This is a genomic window from Flammeovirga yaeyamensis (assembly GCF_018736045.1).
GTDB lineage: Bacteria > Bacteroidota > Bacteroidia > Cytophagales > Flammeovirgaceae > Flammeovirga > Flammeovirga yaeyamensis.
Genome location: NZ_CP076132.1, coordinates 2,479,152 through 2,491,983, shown reverse-complemented (window position 1 = coordinate 2,491,983; position 12,832 = coordinate 2,479,152). Strand labels below are relative to the sequence as shown.

General features: G+C 34.3%; 10 protein-coding genes. 4 read left to right on the top strand and 6 right to left on the bottom strand.

Annotated features, from left to right (window positions below; genetic code table 11):
• Positions 1 to 79: 79 nt before the first annotated feature.
• Entirely contained in the window at positions 80 to 424 is a 345-nt protein-coding gene (locus KMW28_RS09740; RefSeq protein WP_066207836.1) for a CidA/LrgA family protein, read from the top strand.
• Positions 424 to 1,128 (top strand): LrgB family protein, encoded by a 705-nt coding sequence (locus KMW28_RS09735; RefSeq protein WP_205958213.1) that lies wholly within the window; start codon positions 424 to 426, stop codon positions 1,126 to 1,128. Before KMW28_RS09740 ends, KMW28_RS09735 begins: the two co-directional genes overlap by 1 nt.
• Before the next feature lie 72 nt (positions 1,129 to 1,200).
• On the opposite strand, the gene KMW28_RS09730 is transcribed toward KMW28_RS09735, so the two are convergent.
• Positions 1,201 to 1,611 carry a hypothetical protein gene (locus tag KMW28_RS09730; RefSeq protein WP_169665323.1) on the bottom strand — a complete coding sequence of 137 codons (411 nt, stop codon included), beginning with the start codon at positions 1,609 to 1,611 and terminating at the stop codon, positions 1,201 to 1,203.
• 48 nt (positions 1,612 to 1,659) lie between these two features.
• Entirely contained in the window at positions 1,660 to 3,849 is a 2,190-nt protein-coding gene (locus KMW28_RS09725) for a caspase family protein (protein WP_169665324.1), read from the bottom strand.
• Between the two features lie 290 nt (positions 3,850 to 4,139).
• Here KMW28_RS09725 and KMW28_RS09720 point away from each other — a divergent pair, with 290 nt between their 5' ends.
• Positions 4,140 to 5,756, top strand: a complete 1,617-nt coding sequence (locus tag KMW28_RS09720) for an alpha/beta hydrolase family protein (protein WP_169665325.1) — start codon at positions 4,140 to 4,142, stop codon at positions 5,754 to 5,756.
• Between the two features lie 176 nt (positions 5,757 to 5,932).
• Here the strand turns inward: KMW28_RS09720 and KMW28_RS09715 are convergent, their stop codons facing one another.
• The 3 genes from KMW28_RS09715 to rpe all read right to left on the bottom strand — a co-directional run bounded on the left by KMW28_RS09715 (position 5,933) and on the right by rpe (position 8,607).
• A complete protein-coding gene (locus tag KMW28_RS09715) occupies positions 5,933 to 6,352 on the bottom strand; it encodes a hypothetical protein (protein ID WP_169665326.1) in 420 nt (139 codons plus the stop codon).
• 128 nt (positions 6,353 to 6,480) lie between these two features.
• Complete coding sequence (locus KMW28_RS09710) at positions 6,481 to 7,749, bottom strand: aspartate kinase (protein WP_169665327.1); 1,269 nt, start codon at positions 7,747 to 7,749, stop codon at positions 6,481 to 6,483.
• A gap of 210 nt (positions 7,750 to 7,959) precedes the next feature.
• Positions 7,960 to 8,607, bottom strand: a complete 648-nt coding sequence (gene rpe / locus KMW28_RS09705; RefSeq protein WP_066207848.1) for a ribulose-phosphate 3-epimerase — start codon at positions 8,605 to 8,607, stop codon at positions 7,960 to 7,962.
• A 293-nt stretch (positions 8,608 to 8,900) separates the two neighbouring features.
• On the opposite strand from rpe, the gene KMW28_RS09700 reads away from it, so the two are divergent.
• Positions 8,901 to 10,928 (top strand): alpha-amylase family glycosyl hydrolase, encoded by a 2,028-nt coding sequence (locus KMW28_RS09700; protein WP_169665328.1) that lies wholly within the window; start codon positions 8,901 to 8,903, stop codon positions 10,926 to 10,928.
• Positions 10,929 to 11,085: 157 nt separating this feature from the next.
• On the opposite strand, the gene KMW28_RS09695 is transcribed toward KMW28_RS09700, so the two are convergent.
• Positions 11,086 to 12,822 (bottom strand): SusD/RagB family nutrient-binding outer membrane lipoprotein, encoded by a 1,737-nt coding sequence (locus KMW28_RS09695; RefSeq protein ID WP_169665329.1) that lies wholly within the window; start codon positions 12,820 to 12,822, stop codon positions 11,086 to 11,088.
• Between the last annotated feature and the right edge of the window lie 10 nt (positions 12,823 to 12,832).

Sequence of the window (12,832 nt, the reverse complement as noted above, 5' to 3'; positions counted from 1 at the left end):
AGTAAATAATCATAAAAGCATTGTATATTTACTAATATATAACAATCGTGTTGCGAAAGAAACTGAAAATTAATTCGATATGATTCGAGGATTTATGTTGATATTGGCCATGTTGTCAATTGGAACGCTAATAAATGAACTAACTGATCTCCCCATACCGGGTAATGTAATAGGCATGATCATTTTATTTTTATGCTTACAATTTAAAATTATCCCTTATGATTGGGTCAAAGATGCCGCTGCATCATTAACAAAGAGAATGTCTTTATTTTTCATTCCTGCTGGAGTAGGTATGATGGAATATTTAGACTTACTTAAAGATAATGTAATGATGATCTCTGTAACTATTGTTGGGAGTATGTTTGCTGTACTACTAACTGCAGGGTGGACAGGTCAATTTTTAGGTAAAAAAGATCAGAAGTAATGGTAGAAATCATCAAACATTTATTCGAGAGCGAAACCTTTGCCTTGGCGGCAACGCTTGGATTATTTTTGATATTCGAACAAGTATATCAGAAATTAAAAACGCCATTATTGAATCCTGTATTACTGACCATCATTACTTTAATTGTGGTTCTTATATTTGTGGATGTACCGTATACGACATTCAAAAAAAATACTCATATGATTCACTTTATGTTGGGACCATCTGTAGTCGCATTAGGAGTTTTATTGTATGAGCAATTACATACTATTGGGAAAAATGCCATTGCCATTTTAACAGCTACTTTCTTAGGAAGTGTAGCAGGTGTGGTTAGTGTTATTTTGATTGCCAAACTGTTTGGAGCAGATTACGAATTAATCGTATCTATGGCTCCTAAATCAGTCACAACCCCTATCGCCATGGGTGTATCGGCTCAAAATGGTGGTATACCTTCTATGACTGCCGTATTTGTAATTATTGTGGGAATTCTAGGTGCTTCTGTTGGGCCATTAGTATTAGAAAAAGTGGGTATTAAAAAGCCATTGGCAAAAGGTTTAGCCATGGGATCTTGTGCTCACGGTATTGGCACTGCTGCTGCAATACAAATTGGTATGATTGAAGGTGCAATTAGTGGTTTATCTATTGGTTTAATGGGTATATTCACTGCACTAACTACTCCAATATTGTTAGATATATTTTTCTAGAATTTGGTATCAAATACTCGATATATAGAAAAGCTCAAGATGTTGGATCTTGAGCTTTTTTTATAATTAATTTTAAGAAATCTTCTCTAGCTCCTTTAAAAACCGTTTATAATTCCTCCTATTCTTCCCCCAATCAATCATTTGTGTAGGTAAGGCACAAATTGATTTAAAATAGATAATGGAAGATGAATTTTCGTTAGGTAAAAGCTTCACTTCTATATATTCAGAAAAAGATGAAAAACTAAAACCTGTGTAGGCATATACTCTAAGACTTTCTTTGTCATTCCCTACTTTATGAAAACCTGCATTATTAAGTGCATAAGAAATTTTTGAAATATTCTCTTCTATTGACCCATCTAGGGTTTTACTTGTTTTAAACTTTGCCGTTAAAGCACCCGAATCTTTAGTAAAGTGTTTTACTGCATACAGTATTGCAATGGTTATAACAAATAAAGGCAGTTGAAATCCAATTAGTAAATCCATAGTTAAGTTTTTGATTATGAATTACTAATATAATAATTAACACGAATATTATTTTATACTCTCTCCAAAGAAAGTGTGTCTTTCTAAATACCAATTAGCAGGTTCATCCTCATTATCCCCTTCCATAAAATCATCAAAGGAGTCGTCAGCTCCCCTTGTTTGCACACCCTTTTGTTCAAAAATTGAAGTATCTGTAATAATCTTTTCTGTGGATAACATTAAAATATTGTCCGTCGAAAAAGGTGGTTCTATGTATAACAAATCAGGATCGCTTAACATTACCTTTGATAAATAATCCCCATTATCGTCTTTACAAATTTGCTCAGTGAAGTTCTCCACTGCTCCATGATTTTGAGGAAATAGAAGCGTCATTTCTCCATTACTTTCTAATAAGAAAACATATATATATCTATCTGGAGATTTCCAATTCAAGTATAAGTTTGGATCATTATATAAAACCAAACCATATTTTTCTCCTTCTGTTAAGGCGCCTTCTGTTATAATTTTTTGATCTGATTCTCTTTGTAAACCTAATTTGTAAGGGAAGTTGACAGTATTATTTGGCACTTTTGTCACCAACCAACCTTTTACGTTTCCTAGCCTTTTGGCATAATCAGTGAGAACATATATTTTTTGATCTGTTTTCCAATCCGTTTCATCTGGGAAAGGATTCTCATTGCTATTGTTGTGCGCATGAGCCCTTAGCCAAGCATATTCTAAATTATTGTTTTCATTAAATCGACCAATTAAACGATAATCGTAGTCTTTATCAGAGGCGACAATTTCTACTTTGGGCTGACCGTTTAAATCAGAATACATGCTTTGGGCTACCTTAGTTGATGGTGGCACTTCAATAAAAATCTTTTTCCCTTCCACTTTCTTATGGAGTATATCAACTAGTTTGGATGATTTCGGCAACTTCTTCCCAAAGTCATATTCTTCATTTTTTATGTCAGAACCCATCCAACCTTTATTAGTTAAATATACTTTTAGACTTACATCCTCATCTAAGGGAGAATATGCCAATAACCCTGCCTCGTTCAAAGTCTGAGATAATGATTTGATAGCTTCTAAATCAATATCAGTGACTCCCATTTTCATCACCTTGACTTTTAATCGATCGGGACTAAATGGAGCCCATTTGCTTACGGTAAGTAAATCCCCTTCACTTAAATTATCATCACCCTTTACCAGTTTAGCAAAACAAGTATTAATACCCGATAATTCAGTAACTTCTAAAGTAATGTCTTTATCTTGATTGATTAACTCTGCACCTTCAACCAACCCAATGGCATTACCGCCATCGATGTGTATCTTATATTTATTTTCTGCATCTATTACAGCTACTCTAACCCCTTGATAACTATCCGAAACTTCTCCAAATAAAGGCTTTCCTAAACGTTCTTTTGTCGCTTCGACCACAGGATCTTGACGAGGAACAGAGTTGTATAAAATGATAGAATTTACTCTTTTGAATATATCCTCTGAAGACTCATGTACACTTCCCATCTGCAGTGATTTCATCAAAGCATAAGTAAAAACGCCATGAGATTGACCTCTATCGTCTTTATATTCTTTGGCTAACTGATAATCTTGAGCAGCTGAAACGATTAAAGCTCCTTTTTCAACTAGATTTTTACTTTTAGGGTAACTTCTATTTAAGTCAATATCATCTACAGGTACATATCTTGATCTTAGTTGTTCTAAATCAATTTTACCTCTAGATGATGAACCCGAAAAGCAATTATCAAATACAACTACCAACTCACCTCCTTTGCCTAATATTCTTGAGAAGTAAGTATTGATTTCAACATCTAATAAATAATCCCCTGTTTTTAAAACATCAGAAGGTACCAAAGCCTCATGCTTTTTGTCAGCCTCATAAAATTTTGAGTTTTTGATTTGTGCTCCATGACCCGCATAGTAAATAAAAACATCATCACCTTTATTCACTACTTTAATCAGTTCTTCAAAATTTTTGATGATATTCTTTTTCGTTGTTTGCTTTTCGGAAGTTAGTAAGGACATGTTTTTTGTATTAAACCCATACTTAAACTTCAATAAGTCGTAAATAGATGTCGCATCGTTCACTGCACCATCTAAATCTTGCCATTCTGCATATCGAGCTTTTTTTGAATTAGTATATTTATCGATACCAATAATTAAAGCATGTTTTTCTTTAGCAAACAACGAGAAAGAAAAAAGAAATAGGATTATTGAGCAGTATAGGCTTTTCATCAAAATTTATATTAACTGTTGATAGGACTTTCTTTTATATTCTAAGATTTTTATCAAATTATTGATAAAGGATTATTTCAATATCTAAGATACAATTTTTCTTCCGATATATATGTTGAAGAATTTAAATAATCTTCGAATTTGAATGTAAAAGCTATATTTATATTACATATCTAAAAGAATAAGCCAACAAATAATAAATACTATATCATTTAGAAATTAAGGAATAATTCTTGATCCTAAAAATTGTACTTTACATTGAACATGATTTAACGGAATCAAATCGAATTATGAAACACTTTTTTGTACTACTACTGATAATTTTTTCTGTACAAACATCCAAAGCACAATGGATGAATGAAAACCTAGAGGGAAAATGGATAGGCACTATTGATTTTGAACTATACCCCGACTTGGTTTTCGTAAATATAGATTCTGTCATTAAAGTAAAGTTGTTCTATCATCAAGAAGAAACTGAAAAAGTAGAAAACTATAAAGAAACTTCCGATTCTTTAACTTTCCAGATTGACACCCCATCTATGGCGGCTACCTATAAAGGAGAAATCATTAATGATAGTACAATCATGGGTAAATTAGAAGTTGGTTTTAAAACCATTGATTGTAATTTAATTAGAATTGCTGCGATCAATATTGATGACATGGGCAGTTTGTTAGGTTACTTTAGTTTTGAAGATGGTCGGGTGATTCAAATCGAACCATTCTACATTGATGGTACTACTCACCCATTAAGAATACTCGATTATTACAACGGTAAACAACGTATTTTATATCCCACTTACAAAGATAAAAACAAGGTGACTTTTGCGGCAGGACCAAAAATGGCTACCTCCTATCCAACTGACTTCACCATCACTTTATTTAGGAATGATGCCGGTGAAGCTCTTCGTTTACAATATGATTCTTTTGTAGAGGGCACTTCCTTAAAAGAAGGTAAAAGATTACAAGAGTTGGCGAATACAAAAGAAATCATTGTAAAAAATGATGATGTCCAGATTGAAGGTACTTTAACCTACCCTAATATTGATACCAACAAACACCCATTAGTGATTTTTGTTCCAGGTGCAGGACCTCAATTCAGAGGAAATTTATTTGATGAATACATCAGAACACTTCCATATTATGGTGTAGCCACTTATGTGTACGACAAAAGAGGTTGTGGTTTATCGACAGGAGATCGAAAGTCTGCCAATTTCGATGATTTTGCAAGTGATTTGGAAGCTGTTATCAAGAAATTAAAGAAAGCAAAACATATTGATGAAAATAGAATTGGCATTGTCGGTTTTGATCAGGCAGGCTATGTGATGCCGCTAGCACTTCAAGAAAGAGACGACATTCAATTCATCGTTAACCTTTCTGGAGCAGTAACTCCTTTTGCAGATCAAGAACTACAAGCATTACAGAAAAGGTTAACTGCAGATCAGTTCACTGATGAGGACATTGAACTGACTCTAAAATATCAAAAACTATTCATGAAATTCTTAGAAGATGATCAAAAGACACCTGAACTGATGGAAGTCTACAACAAGATCATCTTAACACCAATGATAGAATATATCACTACATTAGATCAACAAGAATATATTGATTGGTGGAAAAGGTATTATAAATTCGATGCTAAAGCTTCTTGGGAAAAAATCAATTGTCCTGTACTCTCTATTTATGGTGAAAAAGACAATCTATTAGATCCACAATCAAACTTAGACAGAATCGAAACTTTCAATAATCATTCACTATTTACTACTAAAGTATTAGAAAAGTCAAACCACTTACTCCTCATTGGTGGTAAACGTGGAGATGTTCAGTTAACTGAAATTGAAGGATATCACCCATTCTTGTTCAAGACGTTGAATGAGTGGATTGGGGAGAAAATGGGGATGTTGAAATGAAAAATGAAAAGTTAAAAATGAAAAACGTAGTTAGTAAAACTAACGCAAGTTCAAAACGTATATCTCAAATAAATGAGGAGCGTTAGAGCAACATTTCACGTTTTTAATTTTTCATTTTTAACTTTAAATTTTAAACCAAAAAGAGGTGATCCGAATGAATCACCTCTTTTTGGTTTTTATGCGTTTTGCCAAACGATCTTTCTATTCTTAGCATCCACATTTAAGATAATTCTTAGTGGATTTGGAATGATAACCAATCTTGTTGGTTTGTTTTCTAACTCGTCAACTTCTACCGGTACGCCTTGAGCGTGGTTACAGTCGAATTGTTTTCCCAAATCGTTGGCGCCAGTTTCAACGTATTCTTGAGCGATATAACTTAAAGGAGAAAGCACTTCCGTATCTACTTTGTACTCTTCGTGAACATCACCAATGATATCCTCTAAAGTCTCCCCATGCTCATCGATAAAGTCATCTTCTAAATCGTGTAACTCATCTTCGATATCATCATATGATTCGTCTTCATAAGTTAGTGCGTTTAATTGTTGACGCTTTTCTACGATAGCAATAAGTGCTTTGTCAATTGCAGTAGTATCCATAATTATTTTATTAGCAACTAAATGCTTTGGTTATATATAATTTTCAAATATTGAATATCTAAATTCGTTTTGAGCAAACAAAATAAATTTAGGTTTAAATATAAAGAAGTTTAGTTTAATACAACTACTTATAAGCTCCCTTCATTCACAACAATTTGTAATGTGTCTTTAGAATATTGACGCATATACACATCGTTTAAAGACAAATCGAGCTGATTAATAGTATCTTCCTTATAATTTTTGATGGTGACTAATTCTAAATCTTTGATCATTTCTATCTTGAAACGATCTTCAAAAAGGTTCATCAGTTTATCTATTTTATCTTGACGGTGGTTAACACAAATAGAAAGGGATAATGCTGAGTTTTTGATCATATTGACTTTCAGATTCAATCGAGCACACTCAGTAAATATCACACCTAAATCACCTTTTGATACATTCAGATAATCTTTTTCTTCGAAACGAATTAAAGATTGTTTTCCTTTAAAGATAACTGAAGCTGTACTAGGAAAATCGGTAAAGTTACCGATAGCAGTTCCCTTTGCTGCAGGATCAACAAATGAGTTGACAAATAGAGGTATATTTTTAAGTGCTAATGGTCGAATGGTTTTAGGATGTATTACCGATGCTCCAAAATACGTTAACTCTGCTGCATATTTATAAGGCAATTCATCAAACTTTTCTACCTCTTTGATCCTTCTTGGATCGGAACTCATAATACCTGGAACATCTTTCCAGACACAAACTGTTTCTGCATCCAAACAGTAGGCAAAAATAGCAGCTGTATAATCAGATCCTTCCCTACCTAAAGTGGTCGTTTTATTATTGACTGTTCCACCAATAAAACCCTGTGTTACCACAATACCATTTTGCAAATAATCAGGCAAATCAGCTTTTATCATTTTAGTGGTCCAATTCCAGTCGACTGAGGCCTCTCTCCAGTATTCATCTGTTTGAATATAAATTCTAGCATCAAGAAATTTGGTTTCTACTTCTTCTTGATTTAGATAAGCAGAAATAATGTGTGTCGATAATAACTCCCCATAGCATACTACCTGATCATACAGTTCATCATTTGAGAAATATCTTAGTTTTAAATGCACTTCAAGATCATAGATAATCTTCTCTATTTGATTAAATATGCTTGCTTCCTGATTTTTAAATAACTCGTGAGCAATATCTAAATGAAAAGATTTTAGCTTATCTAACTCTTGCTGATAATCATCTCCTTTGATAAACTTCACCACTATGTTTTCAATTAGATTAGTGGTCTTGCCCATTGCGGAAACCACCACAACCAACTGTTTTTGATCACTAAACTCCTTGATGATATTTTTTACATTCTGAACCGATTCAGCATCTTTTACGGAAGCTCCTCCGAATTTAAAAACTTTCATAGGTATGGTTTATTGTTTATGGTTATCAAATAGTCTATCCCAAAATTTACTATTGGAATAATTTAGGTTTTGTAGTATAAAAATATAAAAATGAAGATAGAAAACATATGATCTCACTCCTATTAAACATAAAAAAATCTAGTCCAATGATTATCAGACTAGATTTTTCCATTCCTATATAATAGGTGATGTTATTTTGATATCAAATAATTAAAATTTGATTTTTTCGATTGCCGATTTTGGATCTTCAGCACCAAATACATAGCTACCTGCTACTAAAACTGTCGCTCCTGCTTCAGCTAGTTTCTCAGCATTTGAGCTATCCACTCCACCATCAATTTGAATCAACACATCAGCTCCTGCTGCATCGATCATTGCTTTCAACTTTCTTACTTTATCGTAAGTTGATGGGATAAACTTTTGTCCGCCAAAACCTGGATTTACAGACATGATACAAACGTAATCGATATCATGTAACAAGAATTCTAAACAGTCTAAAGATGTATGAGGATTTAAAGCAACACCTGCTTTTAAACCCAACTCCTTGATGTTCTGGATAGACCTATGCAAATGAGGACAAGCTTCTGCATGAACAGAAATCATATCCGCACCAGCTTTCTTGAAAGCCTCTAAATAACGGTCAGGTTGCTCAATCATCAAATGAACATCCATTGGTTTCTTTGCATGCTTTTTAATAGCTGCACACACTGGCAAACCAAAAGAAATGTTCGGTACAAACATACCGTCCATGATATCAATGTGGAACCAATCTGCTTTACTCTCATTGATTAGTTCACAATCTCTTTGAAGATTAGCAAAATCTGCTGCTAAAACGCTAGGTGCGATAATTGTCTTCATTGTACTATTTTACAGTGTAAGTGTATAGTGTTAAAAATTCGTTGCAAATGTAATTTAATTAATTCTACTCTCAAAATATGAAATGATAATAAAGGTCTAACTAACATTTGTGAACATTTTCACAAAATATAATTATCAATTATTCAATCATTTAAATCGGTTTCTAGGACATTTTCTTTGAAAAAAAACAAATATTATCTATGTGTACAGTATACACTTAAATTGTAAATAGAAAAGAATTAGTTAGTTTGCCTAATGAAACTATATAACTATCCTGTTTTAAGTAATACAATATGAGTAAACAATTACCTCAATTAGTTAAAGATGACATGTGGTTAGAGCCACAAACGGAACAAATTAATGCTCGTATAAATTCATATAATGATCTAAAAACTAACTTGCAAAACAAGTATGGTTCATTACAGAATTTTGCGAGTGCTTATAAGTTCTTAGGGGTAAACTATGATCCCGTCAATGAAGGTTGGTGGTATAGAGAATGGGCGCCTGCTGCTCATGCTTTATATTTAGAGGGTGATTTTAATAATTGGAACAGAGATTCGCATCCTTTAAGAAGAATTGAAGGATCTAATGAATGGAATGGTGTATGGGAGATTTTTCTTTCAAAAGCAGACTACAAAGACACTTTTGTACACGGAAGTTTTATTAAAGTAAGAGTTGTTTCTCAAGCTGGTGATCACGAAAGAATCCCTGCCTACATCGAAAGAGTAGTACAAGAAGAAGGAACTCCAAACTTTGTTGGTCAACTTTGGTTCTCTGAAGAGACTAATTTTGATTGGTCAGGAGATGACTTTAAAACTTCATCAATCAAGGCTCCAATTATCTACGAAGCACACGTAGGTATGTCTCAAGAAGAAGAGAAAATGGGAACTTACAACGAGTTCACTGAGAACATTCTTCCAAGAGTTAAAGCTTTAGGTTACAACTGTATTCAGTTGATGGCCGTGCAAGAACACCCTTATTATGGTTCTTTTGGTTACCACGTAAGTAACTTTTATGCAGCTACTTCTAAATTTGGTACGCCAGAAGAATTAAAACATCTGATTAAAACTGCTCACAGCATGGGAATTGCTGTGATTATGGATATTGTACATTCGCATGCCGTTAAAAACCATAATGAGGGAATTAACGAATTCGATGGTACAGTTTATCAATATTTCCACTCTGGAGATAGAGGTAATCACCCTGATTGGGATTCTAAATTGTTTGATTACAGCAAATGGGAAGTAATTCAATTCCTAGGATCAAACGTGAAGTATTGGTTGGACGAGTATCATTTTGATGGATTCCGTTTTGATGGTGTTACTTCAATGATGTATCATCACCATGGTCACGCTGGTTTTGGTAGCTATGACGACTATTTCAATATGGGCGTTGATGTAGATGCTGTTCGATATCTTCAATTGGCTAATGAAATTGCACATGAAGTAAAACCTGATGTTATCAGTATTGCTGAAGACGTTTCTGGTATGCCAGGACTTAGCCGTGGTATCCAAGAAGGTGGTGTTGGTTTCGATTACCGTTTATCGATGGGTATTCCTGATTTCTGGATCAAAGTTCTTGAAGAACAATCGGATGAGCAATGGAACCTATGGGACTTCTGGTCGGTAATGCTAAACAAAAGAGCAAACGAGAAAGCAATTGCTTATTCAGAATCACATGACCAAGCATTAGTAGGCGATAAAACGATCGCTATGTGGCTAATGGATGCTGAAATGTACACAGGCATGGACAATGAAAGTGGTAGCATGGTGGTAGATCGTGGTGTTGCTCTTCATAAAATGATCCGTTTCCTAACTTGTGTATTAGGTGGTGAAGGTTACTTGAACTTTATGGGTAACGAATTTGGTCACCCAGAATGGATTGATTTCCCAAGAGAAGGTAACGGTTGGTCACATCAATATGCTAGAAGACAATGGTCATTGGTAGAAAATGGTTTCTTGCGTTATCAAAAAATGAATAATTTTGATGGGGCTATGGTTCACCTTGTACGTGAACATCACACATTAGAGCCTAATACTCCTGTAGACTTATTAAACATGGATACTGAAAACAAAACTATCTGTTTCCGTAAAGGAGATCTTGTATTTGTTTTCAACTTCTCTCCTACTAACTCACTTCCTGATTACAAATTCTTTGTTGGTCAAGAAGGGAAATACGAAATGATCCTATCTACAGATGAAAAACAATTCGGTGGATTTGGTCGTAACGAAAGAGGTGGAGAATATTTCACAGACGACGATAAGAGTATCTCTATTTATAACACTAACCGTTCTGCGATGGTGTTTAAAATAGTAGATTAATTGATATAATATTATTTGATAAATCAAGAGGCTGTTTCATTTGTATGAAGCAGCCTCTTTTTTAATATCAACTTTTTTATTAATTGAGTTACAATAAAGCCCGAACCAACTTAATGATTCAGGCTTTACTTTGGCGATTAATATTTGATACTAGATGTTACTCAACAATTCTATAGTTATCAAATGCTTTGTGGTTCCACCATACTGTTTTACCATACATCGTATTTGTGATGCTTTCCGCTGCTGCAGCCCAGTTTGCAGCATTAGTAGTCTGTTCAGAAATAGCATAAGGGAAACGATATGGTAAACCAAGTCCTTTATATTGGGTACCTCCTCTTACAAAAGTAAGTTGAGGATAATTTGTTCTTCTTACTTCTACAAATGACTCAGGACCATTTGTGTAGATAGATATAAACTTTTGCTCAGCAATTAATTGTTCTGCTTTAGACATATCCCAAGCCACAGATGCTTGAGCCAATGTTCTATCAATATGGTCTGAAAGGTTCGACATAGAAATGACTACCTCGTAACCATCCGCTTCAATCACAGTATCTTCTGCAAACGTAATCTGACCTTTAATATCACCGAAAGAAGCCGTTTTAATACCGTATTGATCAGCCAATTTGTACTGTCTTTCAAAAGAAGCTTTGATACCATTTTCATAAGCTGTTTGAGGTGTTCCTGCAGCTCCTACTCCCAATACAGCCGCTGCTTCAGCTTTGATGAACTCCAATTCAGAATACGACATCACATGAGATACACCATTAGGTGTTGAACGGTATAAAACACCAATTCTTGATCTGTCTGCGATGGCAAAAGCTTCACCCTTAGGCACACCGTTTTCTTGACCAGTGTATTCAATATCTTCGTAATTCTTTGTAGAATCAAATAATGCGATTGAATTAGGTGTTGGAGTGGCGAAAATATACATACGTGTATCTTTCCTCTCTTTCAACATATCAATCATAGTCTTTGAAGATGAGAAATCATCACGACCATCACGTACATAATTCTCGAAAAACGGGTGTTCATAGGGTTGAGTACCTGCATAAGTCAACATTGCATCATCTTCGATAGATGAAAATACTGGATAGGTTCCTGGATCACTAAAGATTCTGGTTAATCCTTCCTGTGCAATCGCTTGATCAATTTTAGAAATATGGATATATAATCTAGCAGATAATGAGTTGGCTAACTTTCTCCACTTTGAAGCATCTCCACCATAAATCATATCAGATTGTGGTTCAACCACCCCACCATTTGATAATAGATCGTTTGCCAATTCTAACTGCTTAAAGAAATCTGTATAGATATCTTTTTGAGCATCATATTTAGGTTGAGTAATGGTACGTTCGTACCCTAATGCCACTGTTTTGAAAGCTTCACTGTATGGTACATCACCCCAAACATCGGTCATAATCGAGAAGAAATAAGTCCTCATTACTAGAATAGCTCCTTCCATTGCTTCGTAATTAGCAATCTGCTTTTCGTTACCGGCAGGACTTTCCAATAATGCATTCTTTGTCTCTCTCACTTTATGTAAAGCCAATTCCAAATCGTACATAGATGCTGAACCGTTAGCACTTGATCCCGACATAGCATATTTCCAATATCCATCAATAGCATTTGAACGGTACTCGTACCAATCCTCATCGATATATTGAATCTTAGCAAAATGCTGCGACCATAACCCTGATGCCGTTAAGTTAAAATCTTCCGCTTGGAAACCATAAATACCTCCAATTCTTGAAAATGTAGCATTGGCAAAAAGATTCCCTGGGTTCACATCAGTTGGATAGTTGGGATTGGTTTGCATCTCATCGAAATCTTTAAAACATGAACTCATGCTTAAAGTAAAGATGATACTTGCGATATATATTATTGATTTTTTCATCACTATTTAA